This is a genomic window from Vibrio algarum, assembly GCF_028204155.1.
In the GTDB taxonomy this organism is placed as follows: Bacteria; Pseudomonadota; Gammaproteobacteria; order Enterobacterales; family Vibrionaceae; genus Vibrio; species Vibrio algarum.
The window spans coordinates 495,790-518,307 of sequence record NZ_JAQLOI010000001.1 but is presented as its reverse complement, the minus strand read 5'-3'; the positions used below and the strand labels follow the sequence as shown (position 1 = coordinate 518,307).

Here is a 22,518-nt window from a genome sequence, read left to right as displayed (position 1 = left end):
TTGTAGATAATTTGATTGCATCGCCTTCAGCATCTATCGGGACGATTTTTCATCGCTTTCAGGCGTTCGATGTCGGTTTGATACTGTTTCATTAAACAGTTGGATTGCTTCAAACCTTCAATTATTTTTTCTAACCACCGAGGCAAACCACTAGCAACACGGTAGTAGACCCACTGCCCTTTTCGTTCATCTTGCAGCACGCCTGATTGACGCAATTGAGCCAAGTGACGAGATATTTTGGGCTGACTCTCGTCTAACGCTTGAGTTAATTCACATACACACAGCTCTTCTTCCCTCGCAATCAAAAGTAAACAACGGACCCGAGTCTCATCTGACAACACTTTAAAAAACTGATTAGGTAACATAATAAAAACCATACATATGGATATGCGTATATATTACATGCGTGCAATTTTAGATCAATAACCCACGAGCGATTGTCATCAAATATTCATATTGCAAGGAAGGCCTCTTACAATCCCAATTTAAGTTAGTAAACATGAATGTTATGCTTACATGACTCATGCTTTCTTTTCGCATGTTGAGTTAGACAAAAATAGGTACTTATGACTCCCCCAACGCCAACCCAAGAATCAGACTATCCAGAAATAATGCAGCATCACATCCTAGACTTCTGGCAACAAAGAAGTGAAGGTTTTGTAGAAGGCTGTACCCAAAAAAATTTATATTGGATATCGATCACTTCCTCTACACATAACAAAGCAATTGTAATGGTAAATGGTCGTGTGGAGTCCGCATGGAAATACCAAGAACTTTTTTATCATTTTTTCAAATTGGGGTACGACATCTATTCTTTCGACCATCGTGGTCAGGGGTTATCTGACCGAATAGCTGAAGATCAACAAATTGGACATGTTCGCTCTTTTTCTCATTACGTAGAAGACATGGCAACGCTAGTAGATTATTTCAAACTCGAAAAATATGAAAAGCGCTACCTTTTAGCTCACTCCATGGGAGGAGCCATATCTACGCGATACTTGCAGGTTTACCCTAATCATAGTTTTGATAAAGTCGTACTAAGCGCTCCCATGTTTGGCGTTAATATGTCACCTATTTTGAAGCCCATAGCTCCTTATTGGGCATACATTAATAGCCTATTTAGTTCGAAACCCAAATATTTAACCAAAAACCGAGAGTACCAAGCAAAACCCTTTAAGGTTAATCCACTTACTGCCAGTGAAGTAAGGTATACATGGTTTCGGAGTCTCTATGAGGACATGCCTCAACTAAAAATTGGCGGCCCTAGTGCTCATTGGGTATGGCACGCTTTAACAGGCGCGAAAACATGCATAAAAAACGCAAATCAAGTGACGATACCGACGCTATTAATGCAGGCAGAATACGACATTATCGTAAGCAATAAAGCCCAGTTGAAGTTCATGACTTTACTGACGAAAACCAATAAAGCTTCACGGTTAGAGATTATTAAAAGTAGTAAACACGAAATACTGTTTGAGACAGATGAGATCAGAAATCAAGCACTCGCTGCTATATACTCTTTTTGAAACAAAACTAACAATAAAGAAATAGGGAAAAGAACATTAACAATTTTACCCTCTTTTTAATTTGTTTTTTGTCTTAAACTATCGTGGCTAAAACCAATTAATCAAAAGAGAGTTATATGAATGTAGTAAATGATACGCAGTTTAAAATTGTTGCCTCTGATCTAGATGGCACCCTTCTAGCTCCCGATCACCAATTAAGTGACTATAGTAAAAAAACACTTAAAGAACTGCATTCAAAAGGTTTCACTTTTGTTTTTGCTACAGGGCGACATCATGTAGACGTTGCGCGAATCCGCGAGCAAGCGGGCATACCAGCTTATATGATCACCTCCAATGGCGCACGAGTTCACGATCAAAACGACGAATTGATGTACAGCAAAAATATAGATGAAAAACTTGTACAGCCCATTGTAGACGTCGTTAAGAAAGACCCAAAGATTCGTATTCACATCTATCAAAATGATAATTGGTTAATCAGTCAAGAAGATGAAAACATTAAAAAATTCCATAAAGCATCTGGATTCCAATACACACTGCTAGATATCGATAATGTACCGACCTCTGGTGTGGCAAAAGTGTTTTTTGTTTATCCCGACCACGAATACCTAACCCAAGTCGAAGATCAACTCAAAGAAAAGTTTAAAGGGCGAGTGAGTATTGCGTTTTCAACACCTTGGTGCTTAGAAGTGATGGGAGATGGCGTTTCTAAAGGGGCTGCATTGGATGCCGTAGCGAGTTCAATTGGTTCATCTCTACATAACTGCATAGCTTTTGGCGATGGAATGAATGATGTTGAAATGCTCTCGATGGCGGGACGAGGTCTTGTTATGGAGACCTCTCACGAAAAAGTAAAACAAGCCCTTCCGGATAACGAAATCATTGGTTCTAATAAGGACCACGCCGTGGCGCGTTATTTGAACGAGCACCTACTTTAAATACACCGTATTAAAAATGATTAAAGGTAGCCAATTTGCTACCTTTTTTAATAGATGTGGCATAATGATTAAAACGTAGATAGTTGGAATTACTTTATGAAATTGTTACCTATTTCGGTCTTGCTCGTATTAGCAAGCTTTCTTCAAGCTTGCTCTTCGTCACCAGAAAACACCATTGCCACACAAAAAAGTGATACACCGGTTTCCCTCAACCAAGAGGCAGTTACGCCACTTGCTCCTACTTTTATTATGAGAGGCATCCTCACTGTAGGTCATGAAACACGCAGTTTCATCCCTTGCGAAAGCAACCAACAATACTGGATAGATATGGATTCTGAATCACTTGCCAAAGCAATGACATTAAGCAGAGAACCATACCAACCCATTTATGCAGAATTAATTGGTCATCTTAAAGAAACATCTGACGCGGGTTTCGACCAAGACTTTGCTGCTCGTTTCGTTATTTCAGGCATCAATTTCATCACAACAGAAAATATCAAACGTTGTGAGCAACCATTTCGCTCAACAAAAGCCTTTGGTAACGAACCATTTTGGTCAATGGAATTTAGCGACGATAAAACACTTTACCAACAATTTGGTGCTGATGAGAGAGGCTTTTCACTCTCTTCTACTCGCTTAACACCTAGCGAGCGAAAATATCATTTTGGTCAAGGACAACTGACCATAACAAAAGACTATTGCAATGACTCTATGAGCGACAGCATTTATGGGTGGAGTGCGACATTTAAAGACGATGATGGAGAAAAACGTGGGTGTGCAACCTTAGCAAACAAGGATGCGACATTAAATTGGGCGACTAAATACACAGCTAGTAGTACTAAGTCGACCGGCTTTTCTATCGAGTTAGATTTGTCTTCAGACCACACCGCAACAACAACGTATTCCTACACGACAGGTTTACCACTGAAAGAATCTGGGTATTGGCAACAACTCAATGATAAACAGGTTCAAGTTGTGATGACTCATCATCAAGGCCAACGAATTGTTGCAGAACGCATATTTACGTTACAAGGCGACCAGATAGTGGCTACACATGAAAAAGTAAATGGTAACCTGTACCCTATCGCTAATGATGGCTTGATCCTTTATAAAGAAAAGCCATAACATGCGTAAAGTAAAACCACAATTAGAGCCGTGCCCAAAGTGCGGCTTTCGCTTCAATTGCTTTTGTAAGGATATACCAGATCTTCAAAGCGCAGTGAAAATTGTACTTCTAATGCATCCAAATGAATTAAATCGCGATACCAATACCGGTAAATTGGTTTCCATGAGCTTGTCTAGCACCCTTACATTTACTTGGGATAGAGTCTCACCTCCAGAAGAGCTAATTCAACTTATTACTTGCAATAACTACCAAACTATTCTGCTGTTTCCTGGTAGTGAGAGCACAAAGCTTGATGCTCAATCAATCCATCAAAACCACAAACCACCGATGTTTATTCTCTTGGACGCAACATGGCAAGAAGCAAAAAAGATGGTTCGTAAAAGCCCTTGGTTACAAGCATTAACCACAATGGCATTAACGGGTGAATTTAGTTCTAACTATTCACTACGGCGCAATCAAACTCCTGGTAACTTATGCACATGTGAAACCGTCAGTGAAGTCCTAAAACTCAACGACGAATCAGCGAACGGTGCTACGTTGGATGCATTCTTTGACCGCTATTTGAGTCTATTTCAGGCAGAAAAAAGTGGTCACAAATTTACCCACCTAAAAGTATGAGTCAAAAAAACCAGCTTCCGCTGGTTTCTTATTAGATTTAGTCTCTGTTTAGCTAGTACTAATCAAACTCAGCGCCTGTCTCGATACATCATTTGCGGCGTGCGTTAAATCTTGCTTCTCTAAAACCGTTGCTAATGCTGAGTAATCGGATACATCAGCTCTAATTGAAAGCGCTTTTTCTAGATGCGTCTGTGCGTCTACCCATTTTTCATTACCCATATACACATTAGCCAATACGCTATGTGCTACGGCATCCTCAGGATTTTTCTTAATTAGCCCTTGTAACATAACAATTGCTGGATAGTTATCAGCCAGATTCATTGTTGGTATCAGCTGAAGAAGAGCATCATTTTGCTGCTTCTTAAGTGACTCAACCACTAAGCTATACGCTTCAGAATCCGCTTGTCTTTCGATTAACTGAGTTGCTAGACAAGCAACAATGTCACCATCATGGCGAGTTTTACGAGAAAAACTGTTCCAAAGTGCAATAGCGCCTTCACTACCCTTAGATTTAGCTACTTCTGCAATCAATCCACATTGGGCTTGTTTAGAAAGCTTTGCTTGCTCCTCTGAACTAATGAGTTTAGCTTTCGCTAATCTCGGTAAAAGTTCTAACAGAAGCTGCCAGCGCTTTAAGTTAATGTAGGTGATTTTAAGTAAACTCAATACCATCGGATTACTAAAATAATCATTCTGCAATGCAGATAGCGTGACGAATGACTGCTCAAAATCTCTCTCTCGCACTTGTTGACGAGCTTTGGTTAGCTCGACAGCTAAAGTAGAGTTATCTTGTTGCTGGGCTAACTGCAAATATTTATCACGTTTGTTATCATCACCCATCTCCTGAGCAGCTTCTGAAGCGATCAAATAACATAGTAAAGGCATGTCGTGATGGTTCGCCCAACGAGTCACTTTTTTCTCTGCTGCTTGCCAATCACCTTCTAATAATTTAACAATACCTTCGTTGGTATTTCGACGAGCTCGTTTTAGTTTTCGAACACTAAACCAATTCCATGTGGTACTCGTCATATTAAGTGATTTTTTGATCAAGTATTCCAAACCGAAAAGTATCGCTAATATACCAACAACGAAAATAACCAAAGTGGTTACACTCATTTCGATCGTTGTATTTGCAATGGAAATAAGAACATAGCCTTGCTGCCCAGCAAACTGGGTTCCGGCAAATAGACCTATTCCAAGTACTGCGAAAAGGAAAATCGCTCGAATCATTATTTTTCCTCCGAAGTCATGCTGGTCATTTGACGGCGCAGGCGTTCATTAATGACATCTTGAAGTGCTTTTTGCGATACAAGTTTTACAGGGTACTTAACTTCAACATTCTGCCCAGCGAGTTGTTGCATTGACTTGTTAAATTGAATAACCGCCGGATCATCCAATTTAAAGAACTGCATAGCCCACTCATCCGCTGTCTTCAATGCGCTCTGATAGATAGATTGATTTTCGTTGTAAATTGCTCGAATTGCCGTTTCTATTTTACCCTTCACATTCTCTTTCAAATAATAGTGTTGCTTTGGTGCGAGAAGCGGTATCACATTCCCTTCTCGGGTACGGAAGGTTATGAACTGCTCTGAAAAAGATTGCAAAGAAGTGAGTAAATTATCTTGCCAGTCATAAATATCGCTAGATACTGCTTTATGTTCCACTTCTGGCGCTTCAGGCAAAATTGCGTTTGCTAACGGCAAAGAATCTACTTGTTCTTGCAAGCTAATCAGCCGCAAAGCCAATCCATCTTTATCGATTAATGGTACCGATTTCAACGTCGTAATATCTTTCGCCATCTCTTTTCGTAATGGCACTAAACTCGGGTCATTAAGTAGCGATATTCGTTGGTCAGCGCTCTCCATCAACTGAGTCGCACTCACGACATCTTTTTCTAAAAATAGCTTCCTACCTGCAAGTTTTACTAAGTAGTCCGACTCAGCCAGTAACCAATCATTTGGTCGCCTTCCCGCTACGTCCGCGAGGGCAACTTGAAGACTTTTGATACTCTCATGTTGCTGCGTAATGGCTGTTTCCGCTTTATTGTATGCTTCATCTGCTTTTGCTGCTGCTATGGACTCCGTTGACGAGAGTCTCTGTTCTAGCTGGCTACTTAAATCATTAATCTTAGCTTCTAATTGGGCCAACTGAGATTCATGTACTGTTTTTTGTTGATTAAATACTAGCGCAGTGCCACCAGCAAATAGGATAGAAATAACAATCGCCAAAGTGCCAAGCTTAACACCTCGTTTACCTTGTTTTTCTTCAAATTTAACAGGCGCAGGTTGTTCACCAGAAACACCTTTATCAGGTTTAACTTCAACGTGGCGATCTGTCTGATTTTCCTCAGGAGAAGGTTCCGAAGGCTTTTCCGATTTAAAATCTGTTTTTTCTGTCGCTTTGTCAGATTGAGATTCGTTATTTTCAACGTCCATTTGAGAGTCTTTATTTTCAGGTTCTGTTTGCCCGTTTTTTTTACTTGTCATGTACTTGTCCTGTTGTGCATAGCTGTTGAATGACAGCGACTAAATCGGGATTAGATGCACTACCCGAAACCGTTACTTCGTGGAACCCAAGCCCTTTGGCTAACTCTGCAATCCTATTGCTTGGTACGATAAGTTTTAATTGAAAAAGCCAGTTGTGTTCAAGTTTGGGAATTAAGCTGAAAAAATAATTCAACTGCTCTCCACTCGTTAATACTATATGGGTAACTCTATTTTTTTCCAACTCTTAACTCTAGAGTGTCCATCAAATAGAAGCGTTTGACGTTGGTATACTTCACAATACTCAACTCTCGCGCCTCTTTTAAGTAGTTCTTCACGGATTAATTCCCTACCTCCGTTACCTCTCAATATTGTGACTTTGGTATTAATAGGTTTTAGTAGTGGAGGTAGTTGCAATAAATGTTCACTATCACTCACTTCCGGATAGTGTACTTTCTGAGCAGTAACTTCGCTGAGTTTATCAGCAGTTTTTTGACCAATGGCAAGATAACGAATGGAATCTGGCCATGTTTGCATTTTAGAATGTAGGGCTCTGTTAGCCCATTCTACTGCGGGTTTACTTACCGCAATAACTACATCAGTCTCTTGCAATGTAGCTTGAAGCGAGGGGCTATCTTTGCCCAGAGTAAATTGTATTAAGGGTTGATATATAACTTGGATACCGGATGAAGAAAGCGCATCACAGAGCGCTTCACCATCCGGGCTTGGCCTAGTTACCAAAACGACCATATTTACTCGTGTTCACTATACAGCTTTTCTAAAATCTCTTTTGCCCCATCAGCAAGCAGCTGATTAGCAAGCTCAACGCCTAATGCTTCGGCATCTTCGCGTCTTCCGCGAATTTCACCTCGAACCATTTTGCTGCCATCAGGCTCTCCAACAAGAGCTCGCAACCATAGCTGATCACCCTCCAAAAGAGAATAACTACCAATAGGAACCTGGCAGCCACCTTCCAAAGTGAGGTTCATCGCTCGCTCACAACGCACTCTATCTGCTGTGTCATTATGATTTAAGGGTTCTAACAGCTTCAAAATACGCTGATCATCAATCCGACACTCGATCCCAACAGCGCCTTGACCAACTGCTGGTAAGGATTGCTCCGGTTCAATATAGCTTTTAATACGTTCTTTCAATTCGAGACGCTTCAGGCCTGCAGCGGCGAGAACAATCGCGTCATAGTTACCTGCATCTAATTTACCTAATCGAGTCCCAACATTTCCGCGCAGCTCCTTGATTATCAGGTCTGGACGAGCTTCCATCAGTTGACATTGACGACGTAAACTACAAGTACCAACAATCGAGCCGTGTGGTAATTCTTCTATCGATTGATAAGTGTTAGATACGAAAGCGTCTCTTGGGTCTTCTCTTTCACAAATAGTAACAAGACCTAATCCCTCAGGAAAATCTACAGGTACATCCTTCATTGAATGGACAGCAAGGTCTGCTCTTCCTTCAAGCATTGCAACCTCTAACTCTTTAACAAAAAGACCTTTCCCACCCACTTTTGCCAATGGTGTATCAAGAATAACATCACCTTTAGTCACCATAGTAACCAACTCAACCTCTAAACCAGGATGAGCAGCTTGCAATGCATCTCTAACATAATAAGCTTGCCATAAAGCGAGGGGACTCTTGCGAGTAGCGATTCTTACCGGAGTGTTATCTGTCATGAAAATACCGAATGTTTACAATTTAATGAACTACAATTTTATAATCCTACCATCCTATCTATTCTACATATATCGATTGTTATGAGGTCTGCCAATTTGTGCTTATTTCTTTCTTATTTGACAAAAATTATGTGATGTTTCTCTCAATTAAAGTTACACTTATATTAGTTATCTCTATATTAAAAACTGGCTTGTTCAGCGAGAGAGAAAGAAGTGACAAAGTGAGTTAAAAATAATCATATCAATTGTAAGATCTTTACCTCACGCGCTAAAAGTGTTAAATTGATCACGTTTTGTAGCTACTATAGAATAAAAACAGAGCTAGAATTTATCAAACCAAGGAATATGCCTTGCAGCCTTATATCCAAACGATAATCAGTAGAATAGACTCACTGAATCAGCAGCGTATCGAGCGCGCGCTGGCTATTATGGATCAAAAAGGTAAACAAGTTTTCAATCTTATTCCCACTCTTCTCCATTACAATCATCCAGCAATTCCAGGCTACTATAGCAATCCTGTCCCTTATGGCGTGCACTTTTTAGAAGAAAACGATATTCAAAAACAGTTTATCGAGCAGATTTCTATCACTCAATCAGAGCCCATTAAAACGGGAAGTGAACCTCATATTTTAGGGTTATATACGATGGGGAGTACTTCTTCTATCGGACAAAGTACCTCAAGTGATCTGGATATATGGGTTTGTGTTTCACCAAAAATGAGTGATGATGAACGCTCTCATCTTGGCAACAAGTGCTTATTGATTACAGAGTGGGCTAAAAGCTACGGTATTGAAGCTAATTTTTTCTTAATGGATGAAGAGCGCTTTAGAAACAACTATTCAGAAGAAATGACCGGTGATAACTGTGGTTCATCTCAACACTTATTATTACTCGATGAATTCTATCGCTCCGCTGTTCGTTTAGCTGGTCAGCGTCTACTGTGGCAAATTGTACCTCCAGAGATGGAAGAATGTTATCAAGATTACGTAGACCAACTGTGTAAAGCTGGGCATATCAATTGCAATGACTGGATAGATTTTGGTGAACTGAATCGAATTCCAGCGGAAGAATATTTTGGTTCAAATTTATGGCAGTTGTATAAAAGCATCGATTCACCCTATAAATCTGTATTAAAGGCCATTCTGTTAGAAGCCTATTCGTGGGAATACCCGAATACTCAACTTCTCAGCGTAGACAGCAAACGTCGATTTTTTGCTTATGAGCCTGATCTATATAGCATGGATTCTTATTATCTCATGCTGGATAAGGTCACTACTTACCTAGAGCGCATTCAAGATTACACCCGTCTAGATTTAGTGCGTCGCTGCTTCTATCTTAAAACCCACGAAAAACTTTCACGTACACCGGGGGCCGGCTCTGTAGAGTGGCGTCGTCAAATACTCAGAAAGATGACTAAACATTGGGACTGGGATAGTAACGTCATAGCCGAATTAGATGACCGTCGTAATTGGAAAGTTGAACAAGTTAAAGTTGTTCATGATGGATTACTAGAAGCTTTGATGCAGAGCTACCGCAATTTAATACAATTTGCGAGACGAAACGATATTACTTCCGCTATCAGCCCTCAAGACATTAGCATCCTTGCAAGAAAGCTTTATGCAGCGTTCGAAGTATTACCGGGAAAAGTAACATTACTTAATCCACAAGTTTCTCCAGACCTTCACGAACCCGACCTTAGTTTTATTCAAGTGCAAAAAGGACGAACAAACCCGTCTGGTTGGTACCTTTATAAACAACCACTGGTTGCAGAAAAACTGATCGGTTCAAAAAGTCTGGAGCACAATGAGTATCTAAGTAAATTAGTAGCGTGGTCTTTTTTCAATGGATTAATTACTGAGTCGACGAATCTTCATTCAGTAGTAAAAGATGCGCAGCTAGATATAGACAAGTTTTATCAAATGGTGAGTGATCTTCGTAATACTTTCTCATTACGTAAACGTCGCCCATCGATGCAGGCTTTAGGTAGCCCTTGCGAAATAAGCCAATTGGCTATGTTCATTAATTTTGAAAATGACCCTAGCTCTCAGCATATACCCCGTTCGCTAAAAGTAGATGTCAAGAATGTAGACATCTTCAGTTTTGGCGAAGAAACAATAAGTTTAGTGGGCAGCGTAGACTTAGTTTATCGAAATTCTTGGCACGAAGTGAGAACGATGCACTTCACTGGAGATACTGCCATCCTTGATGCACTGAAAACTATTTTAGGCAAGATGCATCAAGATGCAGTTCCACCAGAATCTGTGGATGTATTTTGCTACAGCAAAAACCTAAGGGGCGTTATACGCAACACGGTTTACCAACTGCTTGCTGAATGTATTGATATGCGTTTAAAGCCAGTAGAAGAAAAGAAAAATAGAAAATTCAAAGCGATAAAAGTCGCCAATCAAATGTTCGGTCTGTTCTTTGAAAGAAGAGGCGTGTCCGTTCAGAAATTAGAAAATTCTATTGATTTCTATCGCAGTATATCAACGAATAAACTCAATGGTTCTCCCTTATCAATGCTTGATAAAGAACGAGATTATCACTTACCTTCTGTCGTTGATGGTTTTGCAAGTGAAGGTCTAATGCAGTTCTTCTTCGAAGACACCGCTGATGGTTTCAACATTTATGTTTTAGATGAAAGCAACTCCGTTGAGGTATACCATCAATTTAACGGTAGTAAAGATGACATGATAAATAACGTCAATCGTTTCTATACATCAAGTCACGGCAACGAAAACGAAGGCAATGGAGTTATCAACTTCAACCTCCCGCAGTATTACCAAGTTATTCACCCTGAAGATGGTACAAGCAGTAGCTACGTTGCACCTTATCGTAATGATAATTCTATTCAGTCAAAACCCTCCAAAGCAGTAAATGCTTAAGCTTTTGTAACCTGAACAGTATTAATGGTTAGACTAATTCAGGCTACGTTCTCGCAAAGATATGGAAAAAAACTTAGCTAAAGAACTTATTCATCCCATTCAATTGCTTCACCAGCATGTTTATCACATTCGTTTTTAACAAATGAGAAAAACTCAGAACCTGATTTTGAACAGATCCATTTTTCATCAACATACGAAAAATGAAAACCACCAGATTTTGATGCTAACCAGATTTCTTTCATTGCTTCTTGTTTGTTGATAACTATCTGACTTCTATCATCAAATTCTAAATTCATCACATTTCCAATGATTTCATAATCTATATCTGACCCTGAATCATCGATAGCTTCTTCTAACTGACTAAACACTTCATCAACAATTTGATGATATTCCGTATCATTCATCCTGCTCTATCCTATTGCTTTTCTTATTAGTAGTGCGATTATAGGGGACATTGAATCAATAATCACGAATTGCACCATGAAAAAAATTATCGCGGGACTCTGCTTGTTATCAACATTAAGTTTAGCTGGCTGTGGAAACACAGGACCACTCTATATGCCAAAAGATGCGCCACAAGAAAACGAACAGACGCAATCGTAATTTGTTAAGGAAAGAATACATTGGATTATTTTAATTATCAGGATGATGGCCAATTGTGGGCTGAAAACGTTTCACTAGAAACGTTAGAACAACAATTTGGTACTCCTTTATACATTTATTCTCGGGCCACTTTAGAAAGGCATTGGAACGCGTTTGATAAATCGGTAGGTGAACATCCTCATCTTGTCTGTTATGCCGTTAAAGCAAACGGGAACTTAGGCGTGCTAAACGCTTTAGCTCGCTTAGGGTCTGGCTTTGATATAGTTTCTGGCGGAGAACTAGAACGCGTGCTAGCCGCGGGTGGAGACCCAGCTAAAATCGTATTTTCTGGTGTAGGTAAAACGGTTGAAGAGATGGAAAGAGCTCTTGAATTAAACATCAAGTGCTTCAATGTAGAATCTGAGCCTGAATTAGAAAGCCTGAACCAAGTAGCGGCTAAAATGGGCGTTATTGCTCCGATCTCTCTTAGAATTAATCCAGATGTGGACGCGAAGACTCACCCATATATCTCGACTGGTCTTCGAGATAACAAATTTGGTATCGCATTTGATCGCGCACCAGAAGTGTATCGATTTGCAGACAGTCTATCAAACCTAAATGTACAAGGTATTGATTGTCACATAGGTTCTCAGCTTACTGATATCGAACCATTTATTGATGCAACAGATAGGCTACTCGCTCTCATCGATCAATTAATTTCAGATGGCATTCATATTAAACATTTAGATGTTGGTGGAGGCCTTGGTGTTGTTTATAAAGATGAACTTCCACCGCAGCCATCTGATTATGCAAAGGCTCTGCTGTCACGTTTGTCTAATCACTCCGGTATTGAGTTAATTTTTGAACCAGGACGAGCTATTGCTGCAAACGCTGGTATTCTCTTAACAAAAGTCGAATATCTAAAACACACCGAATTCAAAAACTTTGCGGTAGTCGATGCTGCCATGAATGACCTAATGCGTCCTGCACTGTATTCTGCGTGGCAGGATATTGTTCCCGTATCACCGAGAAAGGGGAGGCAACAACATACGATGTTGTTGGTCCTATTTGTGAAACAGGTGATTTTCTCGGAAAAGACAGAGATCTTCTATTACAACAGGGTGACCTATTGGCGGTAAGATCGGCAGGTGCTTATGGCTTCTCAATGTCCTCTAACTACAACGCTCGTCGACGGGCAGCTGAAGTTATGGTGGATGGAGATAAAGTACATTTGGTTCGTAAGCGTGAGGAATATATTGATCTTTGGCGCGATGAACACATTTTACCGGAGTAAGTAGAAAGTATGCATTTCCATTTCTCTAAAATGCAAGGTCTGGGCAACGACTTTATGGTCGTAGACTGTATTACTCAGAATATTTTCTTTTCCCCAGACCTTATCCGCCGGTTGGCGGATCGAAATACAGGTGTAGGCTTCGATCAATTACTCGTGGTTGAAGCCCCGTATGACCCAGAATCTGATTTTCATTATCGTATCTTTAATGCTGACGGCAGTGAAGTCGAACAATGCGGTAATGGTGCTCGCTGTTTTGCACGATTTGTTCGCATGAAAGGGTTAACCAACAAATTCAACATTAATGTCAGTACCAAGAAAGGTAAGATGATATTGAATATTGAAGATGATGATCTCGTAACCGTGAATATGGGTGAACCCGTTTTTGAGCCCAATAAAATACCATTTAAAGCCAAACAAGCAGAGAAAACTTACATCATAAGGGTCAATGAACAAACTCTATTTTGTGGTGCTGTCAGCATGGGAAACCCTCATGTCGTTACGACGGTAGATGACCTCGAGACTGCTGACGTAGAGACTTTAGGACCTTTGCTTGAATCTTATGAGCGATTCCCAGAAAAAGTGAATGCCGGTTTTATGCAGGTACTAAACAAAGAAGAAATAAATCTTAGGGTCTATGAACGCGGTGCAGGAGAAACCCAAGCTTGTGGAAGCGGTGCGTGTGCCGCCGTCGCTATAGGTATATCTCAAGGTTCTTTAGATGAAGAAGTTAAGGTTCATCTGCCCGGTGGAGACCTGACTATAAAGTGGAAAGGCCCAGGTACTCCTCTCTATATGACAGGGCCTGCAACCCATGTATTTGATGGTCAATTAACTTGTTAACAAATAGCGCGACAGAGGAAACGTTTTGTCATTAAGTGAAGCAGATGCGATGACCGCTGAGGTTGTTGCTCAATATTTACGTGACCATCCTGACTTTTTTAAGGAGAGACAAGAGCTGACAGAACTTTTGTCTCTACCTGTACGTCAAGAAGGCGCAATCTCTTTAGTTGAAATAAAGTTAAAGAGACAGAGAGAAAAAATTTCAGATTTAGAAGAAGAGATCACTGAATTAATGTCTATCGCCACGAATAATGGCCAACATTTTCATCAATTTATGAGCCTTCAGGAAACGATTCTTAAACACCATAACTTGTCGCAAGCTGTTGACTCAATTAATCAATTTGCTCAAGATCTATCCCTCAAAGCTCACATAAAGCTATTGAATAGTGACCAACCAAAATACCACATATCTATGGACAATTGGCAACGGTTCGCAACCAACCATTTCAACGGTAAAAATGTCTATTTAGGTCGATTAAAAAAGGCTGATCGTGATCTTTTATTTAGTCATGATCGTTGCCCTGAACTCGGTTCATTTGTCGTTTTACCATTAGAAAAATCTGAACCTCTCGGGGTTATCGCGTTTTCCAGTAACGATGGTGGCCATTTCCAGCCGAATATGGATACTCTATTTTTACGTCATCTCGCAACGGTCGTTTCTCATTTGGTCTCTACTCTTAAATGGGAAAATAATGGGCGAAACAACAATACTCTTGATAATAATGTCCTCAACCATACATCTGCCTGAAGAATTTACCGAGCCTCTTGAACGTTTCTATGGGTATTTAAGAAACGAAAAAGGGCTCAGTATACATACTCAAAATAACTACAAAAAACAGCTACAAATAATGGCTGAACAACTTTTCGAACTTGGTTTAAAAGATTGGCAACACGTTGATGCCGCTTGGGTACGCCAGATTGCCAGTAAAGGTATGCGTCAAGGTATAAAGTCGAGCAGCCTTGCTACTCGACTTTCTTCTCTGAGAAGTTTTTTCGATTTCTTAATTCTACGAGGTGAGTTAAGCGCCAACCCAGCAAAAGGCGTTTCAGCTCCGAAACAGAAAAAAACATTACCAAAAAATCTAGACGTTGATCAAATGGACCTATTACTTGACGTCAACGAAAGCGATCCACTTTCTGTTCGTGATAGAGCTATGATGGAATTAATGTATGGGACTGGAATCCGACTGTCAGAAATGATTGGTCTAGATGTAAAAGATATCAGTAATAGTCATGGTGAAATTCGAGTTATTGGTAAAGGAAACAAAGAACGCAAAGTACCTTTTTCTGGATATGCTAAAGTATGGGTTAATAAGTGGCTCACTCTCCGTCCTATATTGTTAAAACAAAACGAGCCCGCACTATTTATATCCAAACTAGGGCGACGTATTTCTTCAAGAAATGTTCAAAAGCGAATGGAACAATGGGGCTTAAAGCAAGGCGTCTCCAGCCATATTAGCCCGCATAAACTACGCCATTCATTTGCTACCCATGTACTAGAATCAAGTGGCAATCTAAGAGCTGTTCAAGAATTACTTGGGCACGAAAACATTTCTACTACTCAGGTTTATACACACTTAAACTTTCAACACCTTGCTCAGGAATATGATAAAGCACATCCAAGAGCCCATAAGAAAAAAGAGAAATAATGCAGATATATCGCCGATTAAACACCATTAAAGCTCTTAGTTTTGATCTTGACGACACCTTATACGACAATCATCCCGTAATTCGTAAGGTTGAAAGTGAAATGGCTATTTGGCTACATACACATCATCCTATATCAGCAAAATTTACATTACAGCAATGGACAAATCTGAAATTCCAGTTGGCAGCTGACAACCCTGAACTTAAACATGATGTGACGGCTTGGCGACAAACTCAAATAGAGTATGGTTTAGCGCAATTGGGTTACAGTCGCCAAAAAGCGAAACTCGCTGCCAAAGAGGGGATAAAACATGCTTTATGGTTGCGTAATCAAGTTGATGTTCCATTAGAGTCCCATGAAACCCTACAAGCGCTATCAAGAAAATTTCCTCTAGTCGCAATCACTAATGGCAATGTAGACGTAAATGAAATTGGTCTTGATAGCTATTTTGGTTTGGTATTGAGGGCTGGTCCTGATGGTAGGGCTAAACCATATTCCGATATGTTTAAAAGCACAGCTAACTATTTAAATTTACCTCCAAGACAGATTCTCCATGTTGGCGATCATCCAATATCAGATATCAAAGGTGCTATAAGAGCGGGGTTTGCTAGTTGCTGGATTAATACGAAAAACAACACCATTATAGACGAAGGCCAGATGCGCATATTACCGGATATCGAGATAAAGGATATTAGAGATTTATCGAAATTACTCCTCTAAACCATCTCTTCCAAAAGTCGCTACCTAGCGAATAACTATTCGTTCTTGGATCTTATCTGAGTAAAGGTGCGGCATTCCATCTTCTCAAATCATCTCTTTATCGTACTAGAGTATTAACCTAAACATTCGAGTACAAATCCTCGCATATGACTTATTTACTATATTTAGACTTTAATAGTTGTACTTCATTCAAATATTCTCAATTTAAAAGCAAGATTCATATTACTTTAATCATATATGTAGCTAGTATAAAACGATTAGCACTATTACAAACTGATTGATGACCATGACGAGTAAAACTAACAACCCACACTATCTTGAAAAAGAACTACAAGACATGCTTGCAACTGATCCCACTATATTTCAGTTCTTGCAAACTAACTGTCTGGATGGTGTATTTTTCTGGGATTTAGATAATCAAGAACACAAATGGATGAGCGATAACTTCTGGAAAGTCTTCGGTTATGATCCCACCAGTAAGCAGCATAAATTGTCGGATTGGCGTGAAGTTATTAACCAAGAAGACATGGAACAAGCACTACAAAATTTTAAGCTTCACTGTGAAGATCCAACACATCCATATGACCAAATAGTCAGGTATCAGCATCAAGATGGGTCAACTGTTTGGGTGAGATGCAGAGGCATAGCGCTAAGAGACAAAAACGGTAAACCAATTCGAATTCTTGGCGCGCATACCGATATAACTAAGTTAAAAGAAACTGAAGAGACTTTAAAAGCTAAAAATGAAGAGCTCAAAAACCTAGCACGGCACGATTACCACACTTCTCTATATAATCGATTTGCGTTTGCCGAAATATTCGAACAACAATTATTAATCGCCGCTAGAGAACACATGCCGATTTCACTAGCAATGGTTGATGTCGACAACTTTAAAGCAATCAACGACTCACTTGGTCACATTGAAGGTGACAAAATTCTCTTGGATATTGCCAAAACACTAAAAAAAATCGCCAGAGATAGTGATGTTATAGGTCGATTTGGCGGGGATGAATTCATCGTGCTTATGTTTAACACAAACCATAGAGAAGCAGAGCTAGCAGGTGAACGGTTACGTATGGCCGTTGAAGAATTTGTAGCTACAGGGTCTGATCCCGTTACCGTGAGCATAGGAATAGCCACTTTTGGTGAAAAAAGCATTGCTGGCATAGATCTCTCACCTGCAGAAATCTACGATAAAATGTTAGGTACCGCTGATAAGGCGCTATATAGAGCTAAAAATAACGGCAGAAATCAAGTCTGCTATTAAGTTTTATCTTTATACCCTTCATTCACAGTAGTGGTTTTTTATGTAACAAAGACCACTACTCTATTTCATTCCTGTAAGTATATGTTTGCTCAAACCTTGATAAAATCCACTCTCCAGCGAATGTATCTTCAAATACTTTAGGTGTTTGTTGAGTGATACATGAAGGTAGCGTGCTAATAGGTGTATCAAAATCAGGCTCAACAAAAAAAGGCATTGAAAATCGAGTTTTACCCGAAATAGGGCTCGTCACTCTATGTGGTGTCGACTGATAAATCCCATTAGTCCAACGCTGCATAAGGTCACCAATATTCACCACTAAGCTTCCAGCAATAGGTACCGCATCTATCCAGTCACCATCAACGTTTTGAACCTGTAACCCACCACTATCATCTTGGTACAACAGCGTAATACAACCATAATCGGTATGTGCGCCAGCACCATTTGTTGCTTCTTTTTGAGCTGGATAGTGGATGAGCCTTAATACGGAGATAGGGTAACTAAAACTGTTAGTAAAGAAATCTTCTTCTTCTCCTAATGCTATAGCCATCGCTTTTAGGAGCTTTAAGCCGACTTCAAGGCTGAGTTGATAATGCTGATTAACTGTTTGTATAAACTCTGCTGAGTCTGGGTATTGATTAGGGCCATATAGCTCGCTACAACGCTTTACTTGCGGATGTAAAGGGGACAGGTCTAATGCCATGTCAAAAGTTTCTTTACAGTCTAGGGGGCCATTGGGATCTAGTTGTTCAGCATTGAAAGCCCCCACCCTCTATGATTAGAACTATTCTCGATCGACATCGCCATTTTTTCCTCTAATGGAAGAGAGAAAAAATTAGCCGCAATTTTTTTCATATGCGTGAATTGTTCTGTTGGAATACCGTGGCCTACTACATAAAAAAACCAAGCTCTTTGCAGGCTTGATCGATTTGAGCGATCACTGGTGACCAATCGCTTTTATTGTCTGATTGAAGTGGAGAGATATCGATGATTGGGATCTGCATATATGTTCCTGCTAGTTTTAGTTTTAGTTTTAGTTTTAGTAGCAATTAAGCAAGAATCCAACCAAGTTTGACTAGGTGCATAAAATACCAACGAACGATATAAATTGCGGAGTATATTCCAATTTAGACAACTGTTTACTACCACACCAGATTAATTTACGCAGAGCATCCGCACTATTGCGCTCTTCGGTTAGCTGTTGCTTTCCTTGAACTGGAACAATCACCTTAATACCTGTGCCACTAAAATAATTTTGTTGAACTACGACTTTATGAATAAATTCAAGTTCACCCCAAAACTTATCGAAACAAATTAAGATACCACGAAAATGTAACAAAATGGTTAACTAGAAGTAACCTTGCACCAAAATGATACTAACTAATCAAGATTGTAGAATAGCAGATAGGGATTTGAACCAAACGCGAAGAAAAAATTAGATTATTTTACAGGTGGTTACATTGGTTTCAAGAAAGTCAATTTAGTCATCTGTCTAGTACAGATTAAAGTCCATCTCATACTTTAACGTCAAGAAAAAACCGGTGACTTATCTCGCAATGTTAGGTAAGTAAGTTAATCAGTTACTTAATCAACTTTTGATAACTTGATGATTTCATACGCCGACGCTGAATTACTATTCATCGTTACTAAAGCATCATTAATCACCTTTCTCTATTAATGTCATAATATAGCTATTGAATGGTTGATGCCATAACAATAACTAATATATCTTACTGTAAATCGACAAATGATATTGCCGAGGTTTTGTTGAAATATGAGCACCAATCAACCAATTAAATTACAGTCTCTTGTATATCGTAACTTTCTACGTAGTTCACTTATCCCGTTATTGGTTATCGAGCTATTGCTGCTGGCACTGTATTTTGGAATCAATTTGTACATCTCAGATCAAAATCGTACGACTTTAGTTTCTGAGGTTAAACAATCCTTAAGTGAAATTACCACCAATGAAGCATTACGGGTCAACCAACACCTTGAAGAAGTAACTCGAAGTGCAAGGATAATGCAGCTAGACCACGAGCTATTTTTTAATTCAAAGCGATGCTTTTTACCAAATGGTAAGCCAAAGTTTGGCACTCACCCAAACGGTGTGTTTTACAAAATAAATCCTGTCGGGGCGAGCGTATACTACTCAAGCACTACCAATATTGGAGAACAAGAATCCGCTAAGGCTATCTGTAGCGAATCCCTTGATCCTCTCCTAAAAGCCATTGTTGATACCAACCCTTCTATAACTCAGGCCTACATTAATACGTGGGATGATATGAACAGACTTTATCCATTCATGCCAGATGCTCCCGCGCAATACGGCCCTGTTCTCGAAATGGAAAATTTCAACTTCTACTACGATGCTGATCTTGAACACAACCCAAGTCGCAGTAACGTATGGACAGAGGTGTACTTAGATCCTGCTGGCCAGGGGTGGATGCTATCAAATCTTGTGCCAATATATAGTGGTAATTTCCTGGAAGGTGTCAGCGGTCTGGATGTGACGGTGGAGTCATTTGTTGAAAATATTTTAAACCATCAACTCCCGTGGGATTCAGCGGCACTCGTCATCGACGGAAAAGGTACAATTCTGGCTATGCAGGAAAAAGCAGAGCATTTGTTGGGGCTTCAGGAACTAAAGCAGCATACATATGAAAACAACGTAACAGATACAGTAACAAAGCCTGACCAGTTTAATCTGTTTCAACTTCCTTCTCTACCTAAAAAGGGAATCCGCTCTCTAAGCATAGCTAATACCACTCATGAGGTTCGGGTAAACGATATTAACTATATTGTCGATTCTAAGTTAATCCCAGAAACTGGTTGGCAGATCATCACGTTCGTAAACACAAAATCGTTCCTGACTCCAATCTCAAAACTCAAGTCTCTCTCTGATAAATTAGGTTATCTTGCTGTTTTAGTAATGTTTATCTTTTATGTTGCCTTTTTCATGTATCTTAGCTGGAAGTCCAAAAGGCTTGCTCTTGATATTGCAAGACCTATTGAAGCACTGACACAAGCCACCAATAAACTGGGTAATAACTGGGATACGAAAAACCTTGTAGAGTCACAAGTTGACGAAATACAGAGACTAAACCGAAATTTTCATAACTTGTTTAGCGAACTGAAAACACGTACGGAAGAGCTGGTTGAATCAACCATTAGTATACGCATTCAGGTAAAGGAAAAGGAACTACTAAGTAAACTTGCCCAAACAGACTCACTTACAGGCATTCCCAACCGTTTGAAGTTGGATAGAGTCTTATTAGAAAGTCACAGACGTGCAAAGAATGACCAGAATACTTATGGTGTTCTTTTGCTTGATATCGATTACTTTAAAAAAGTAAATGATAATTATGGTCATCAGATAGGCGACCAAGTGCTAACGGAATTATCCGCGATACTTAGTGAGCATGTTCGCGACTCTGACGTCGTAGGGCGATGGGGTGGTGAAGAGTTTTTGGTTATATGCACGGATGCTGACAATGATATATTGCTCGAACTAGCCGAAAGGCTGCGTAAATCAATCGAAAATAATGTCTTTCCAGAGTGTACTTCGCTTACCACAAGCATAGGTGTAGCGGTTTATGAGTATGGTGATGACATTCATAACCTACTCTCGCGAGCAGACAAAGCACTCTATAGAGCAAAAAGTAAAGGACGGAATAAAGTCGCATGCTGATATTCGGGTATTCGCCCTGAGCGGAGACAGGTTGGCGACGATATTTATCGGTTAAAAATCTTGCCAGCTCAAAATTGCGTATCTCTATGCTAAAGAACCAGTTAGTAATATTGTTTATTCATTCCAACCGTTTTGACTACCTGCTCGTCAATGCCAGCCTTTTGTAGTTCGTCAACAACGGTATGTCGGAAAGAATAAGCAGTTGGTCGCTGTCCAGCTTTGAAGTGACAGGCATCCAGAACATCGCCAAATGCGTCACGATAACCTTTTAACCAATCTAGGTCGTCTCCACGAGAAATTAGGTCAAAGAGCTGAATCGCGCCTTGTTGTTTTCGTTGCTCCACATAGTCTAAGAAGTCTGATTGAAGCAACTTATTGTGTATCGGTACAACTCGGTTGGAAGTGGCATTTTTCAAGTGTTGGTTTTCCGCATCGTCGGAAAAGTGGATATAAGGCAATTTACCTAAGTTGATGTCCTTGATGCATCTGTAACTTGGTTAACTAATCAAATTGCTCACCTTGCTCTTGATAGGCTCAACTAGAGAATAGGTTTTTCAGTTCTACCGCTTTCCAGCGCCTTCGTTGGGTTGGTGCATTTCCATTTTTCGGTAGTTTTACCACCATAATCGGATTACATACTATCAATTCTTTTGCCACGCACCAGTTAAAGAACTGCCGATTTGCGGCTAGATAGTCCTTTAAGCTCTTATGACTAAGCTTACGCTGTATCAACTCGTCTCGATAAGCCATTGCTAGGCTGTTGCTCGGTTTCTCATTATCTTGCTTAGTTAGATAGTTTAGAAAATCATTACAGCGCTGCTGGAATTGTTTAATGGTTAACTGGGTAACATTTTCTAACTGTTTGGATTTAATGAAGTGGTTGAGCTCTTCTTTACCAACACTTAAGCGGAATGATGCTGCCTTTACTGCGGTAGTGCCACTAAGCTTCGGTGCGTTGGTCGTGGTTTCTGGTTGGGAGCGGTAGCTTTAACGCTACTGATTAATGGCATCAGCTAGCTCCGCTTTGAACTCGGTAAAACTCAATGCCGTCGCCTTGGCTTTGTCGAAAAGAGCGTGAAGTAGTTGAACCTGTTCGATATTTCTCAGGTAAGCAACTTTTCACTCACGGATAAGAAGGGAGAATTTTAACTCTTTTGGGTAGCCTCTATCACGCAGTGGAAGAGGGGTTGCAATACTAGTGTAGTAAACGCTATT

The 22,518-nt window shown here is 39.9% G+C and carries 24 protein-coding genes and 2 pseudogenes; 14 read left to right on the top strand and 12 right to left on the bottom strand.

Annotated elements, in window-relative coordinates:
* Nucleotides 1-26 precede the first annotated feature (26 nt).
* A complete protein-coding gene (locus PGX00_RS02640) occupies nucleotides 27-365 on the bottom strand; it encodes a metalloregulator ArsR/SmtB family transcription factor (protein WP_272132596.1) in 339 nt (112 codons plus the stop codon).
* 201 nt (nucleotides 366-566) lie between these two features.
* On the opposite strand from PGX00_RS02640, the gene PGX00_RS02635 reads away from it, so the two are divergent.
* From PGX00_RS02635 to PGX00_RS02620, 4 genes are all read left to right on the top strand, one after another.
* The gene (locus PGX00_RS02635) at nucleotides 567-1,526 is read left to right on the top strand and encodes an alpha/beta fold hydrolase (RefSeq protein WP_272132595.1); all 960 of its coding nucleotides are present in this window, start codon (nucleotides 567-569) and stop codon (nucleotides 1,524-1,526) included.
* Nucleotides 1,527-1,642: 116 nt separating this feature from the next.
* On the top strand, nucleotides 1,643-2,461 hold the full coding sequence (locus PGX00_RS02630; protein WP_272132594.1) for a Cof-type HAD-IIB family hydrolase: 819 nt from the start codon (nucleotides 1,643-1,645) through the stop codon (nucleotides 2,459-2,461).
* 96 nt (nucleotides 2,462-2,557) lie between these two features.
* Complete coding sequence (locus tag PGX00_RS02625) at nucleotides 2,558-3,586, top strand: COG3650 family protein (RefSeq protein ID WP_272132593.1); 1,029 nt, start codon at nucleotides 2,558-2,560, stop codon at nucleotides 3,584-3,586.
* A gap of 1 nt (nucleotide 3,587) precedes the next feature.
* The gene (locus PGX00_RS02620) at nucleotides 3,588-4,205 is read left to right on the top strand and encodes a tRNA-uridine aminocarboxypropyltransferase (protein ID WP_272132591.1); all 618 of its coding nucleotides are present in this window, start codon (nucleotides 3,588-3,590) and stop codon (nucleotides 4,203-4,205) included.
* A 48-nt stretch (nucleotides 4,206-4,253) separates the two neighbouring features.
* On the opposite strand, the gene PGX00_RS02615 is transcribed toward PGX00_RS02620, so the two are convergent.
* Genes PGX00_RS02615 through hemC form a run of 5 tightly spaced genes read right to left on the bottom strand, consistent with a single transcriptional unit; the run spans nucleotide 4,254 to nucleotide 8,379 of the window.
* Nucleotides 4,254-5,435 carry a heme biosynthesis protein HemY gene (locus PGX00_RS02615; RefSeq protein ID WP_272132589.1) on the bottom strand — a complete coding sequence of 394 codons (1,182 nt, stop codon included), beginning with the start codon at nucleotides 5,433-5,435 and terminating at the stop codon, nucleotides 4,254-4,256.
* Complete coding sequence (locus PGX00_RS02610; RefSeq protein ID WP_272132587.1) at nucleotides 5,435-6,691, bottom strand: uroporphyrinogen-III C-methyltransferase; 1,257 nt, start codon at nucleotides 6,689-6,691, stop codon at nucleotides 5,435-5,437. The genes PGX00_RS02615 and PGX00_RS02610 overlap by 1 nt, the downstream gene beginning before the upstream one ends.
* A complete protein-coding gene (locus PGX00_RS02605; RefSeq protein WP_272132585.1) occupies nucleotides 6,681-6,884 on the bottom strand; it encodes a uroporphyrinogen-III synthase in 204 nt (67 codons plus the stop codon). Before PGX00_RS02605 ends, PGX00_RS02610 begins: the two co-directional genes overlap by 11 nt.
* A 20-nt stretch (nucleotides 6,885-6,904) precedes the next feature.
* Nucleotides 6,905-7,438 (bottom strand): uroporphyrinogen-III synthase, encoded by a 534-nt coding sequence (locus tag PGX00_RS02600; RefSeq protein WP_272132583.1) that lies wholly within the window; start codon nucleotides 7,436-7,438, stop codon nucleotides 6,905-6,907.
* A 2-nt stretch (nucleotides 7,439-7,440) separates the two neighbouring features.
* Nucleotides 7,441-8,379, bottom strand: a complete 939-nt coding sequence (gene hemC / locus PGX00_RS02595; RefSeq protein WP_272132582.1) for a hydroxymethylbilane synthase — start codon at nucleotides 8,377-8,379, stop codon at nucleotides 7,441-7,443.
* A gap of 350 nt (nucleotides 8,380-8,729) precedes the next feature.
* Here hemC and PGX00_RS02590 point away from each other — a divergent pair, with 350 nt between their 5' ends.
* Entirely contained in the window at nucleotides 8,730-11,264 is a 2,535-nt protein-coding gene (locus PGX00_RS02590) for a class I adenylate cyclase (RefSeq protein ID WP_272132580.1), read from the top strand.
* Between the two features lie 86 nt (nucleotides 11,265-11,350).
* On the opposite strand, the gene cyaY is transcribed toward PGX00_RS02590, so the two are convergent.
* On the bottom strand, nucleotides 11,351-11,668 hold the full coding sequence (gene cyaY, locus PGX00_RS02585; RefSeq protein ID WP_272132578.1) for an iron donor protein CyaY: 318 nt from the start codon (nucleotides 11,666-11,668) through the stop codon (nucleotides 11,351-11,353).
* A 76-nt stretch (nucleotides 11,669-11,744) separates the two neighbouring features.
* On the opposite strand from cyaY, the gene lptM reads away from it, so the two are divergent.
* The 7 genes and pseudogenes from lptM to PGX00_RS02550 all read left to right on the top strand — a co-directional run bounded on the left by lptM (nucleotide 11,745) and on the right by PGX00_RS02550 (nucleotide 17,615).
* Nucleotides 11,745-11,867 (top strand): LPS translocon maturation chaperone LptM, encoded by a 123-nt coding sequence (gene lptM, locus PGX00_RS22835; protein ID WP_407702332.1) that lies wholly within the window; start codon nucleotides 11,745-11,747, stop codon nucleotides 11,865-11,867.
* A 20-nt stretch (nucleotides 11,868-11,887) separates the two neighbouring features.
* Nucleotides 11,888-13,140, top strand: a pseudogene (gene lysA / locus PGX00_RS02575) (diaminopimelate decarboxylase).
* Between the two features lie 9 nt (nucleotides 13,141-13,149).
* Nucleotides 13,150-13,980: a diaminopimelate epimerase gene (gene dapF, locus PGX00_RS02570; protein WP_272132577.1), complete on the top strand. Its 831-nt coding sequence runs from the start codon at nucleotides 13,150-13,152 to the stop codon at nucleotides 13,978-13,980.
* 25 nt (nucleotides 13,981-14,005) lie between these two features.
* Nucleotides 14,006-14,728 carry a DUF484 family protein gene (locus PGX00_RS02565; protein WP_272132575.1) on the top strand — a complete coding sequence of 241 codons (723 nt, stop codon included), beginning with the start codon at nucleotides 14,006-14,008 and terminating at the stop codon, nucleotides 14,726-14,728.
* Nucleotides 14,703-15,629: a tyrosine recombinase XerC gene (xerC, locus tag PGX00_RS02560; RefSeq protein WP_272137901.1), complete on the top strand. Its 927-nt coding sequence runs from the start codon at nucleotides 14,703-14,705 to the stop codon at nucleotides 15,627-15,629. Before PGX00_RS02565 ends, xerC begins: the two co-directional genes overlap by 26 nt.
* On the top strand, nucleotides 15,629-16,348 hold the full coding sequence (yigB, locus tag PGX00_RS02555; RefSeq protein WP_272132573.1) for a 5-amino-6-(5-phospho-D-ribitylamino)uracil phosphatase YigB: 720 nt from the start codon (nucleotides 15,629-15,631) through the stop codon (nucleotides 16,346-16,348). The genes xerC and yigB overlap by 1 nt, the downstream gene beginning before the upstream one ends.
* A gap of 286 nt (nucleotides 16,349-16,634) precedes the next feature.
* Complete coding sequence (locus PGX00_RS02550) at nucleotides 16,635-17,615, top strand: sensor domain-containing diguanylate cyclase (protein ID WP_272132571.1); 981 nt, start codon at nucleotides 16,635-16,637, stop codon at nucleotides 17,613-17,615.
* A 55-nt stretch (nucleotides 17,616-17,670) separates the two neighbouring features.
* Here the strand turns inward: PGX00_RS02550 and PGX00_RS02545 are convergent, their stop codons facing one another.
* The 3 genes and pseudogenes from PGX00_RS02545 to PGX00_RS02535 form a co-directional block, all read right to left on the bottom strand.
* On the bottom strand, nucleotides 17,671-18,315 hold the full coding sequence (locus PGX00_RS02545; protein ID WP_272132570.1) for an isopenicillin N synthase family dioxygenase: 645 nt from the start codon (nucleotides 18,313-18,315) through the stop codon (nucleotides 17,671-17,673).
* A gap of 38 nt (nucleotides 18,316-18,353) precedes the next feature.
* Nucleotides 18,354-18,616: pseudogene (locus PGX00_RS02540) on the bottom strand (2-oxoglutarate and iron-dependent oxygenase domain-containing protein).
* A gap of 71 nt (nucleotides 18,617-18,687) precedes the next feature.
* Complete coding sequence (locus tag PGX00_RS02535; protein ID WP_272132568.1) at nucleotides 18,688-18,951, bottom strand: hypothetical protein; 264 nt, start codon at nucleotides 18,949-18,951, stop codon at nucleotides 18,688-18,690.
* Nucleotides 18,952-19,386: 435 nt separating this feature from the next.
* On the opposite strand from PGX00_RS02535, the gene PGX00_RS02530 reads away from it, so the two are divergent.
* Nucleotides 19,387-21,303 carry a diguanylate cyclase gene (locus PGX00_RS02530; RefSeq protein ID WP_272132566.1) on the top strand — a complete coding sequence of 639 codons (1,917 nt, stop codon included), beginning with the start codon at nucleotides 19,387-19,389 and terminating at the stop codon, nucleotides 21,301-21,303.
* 101 nt (nucleotides 21,304-21,404) lie between these two features.
* Here the strand turns inward: PGX00_RS02530 and PGX00_RS02525 are convergent, their stop codons facing one another.
* Both PGX00_RS02525 and PGX00_RS02520 read right to left on the bottom strand, forming a co-directional pair.
* On the bottom strand, nucleotides 21,405-21,719 hold the full coding sequence (locus PGX00_RS02525) for a site-specific integrase (protein WP_272132564.1): 315 nt from the start codon (nucleotides 21,717-21,719) through the stop codon (nucleotides 21,405-21,407).
* A 118-nt stretch (nucleotides 21,720-21,837) separates the two neighbouring features.
* Nucleotides 21,838-22,137, bottom strand: a complete 300-nt coding sequence (locus tag PGX00_RS02520; RefSeq protein ID WP_272137899.1) for a site-specific integrase — start codon at nucleotides 22,135-22,137, stop codon at nucleotides 21,838-21,840.
* Here PGX00_RS02520 and PGX00_RS02515 point away from each other — a divergent pair.
* Nucleotides 22,136-22,288 (top strand): hypothetical protein, encoded by a 153-nt coding sequence (locus tag PGX00_RS02515; protein WP_272132563.1) that lies wholly within the window; start codon nucleotides 22,136-22,138, stop codon nucleotides 22,286-22,288. The two genes, PGX00_RS02520 and PGX00_RS02515, sit on opposite strands and share 2 nt — an antisense overlap.
* Nucleotides 22,289-22,518 lie beyond the last annotated feature (230 nt).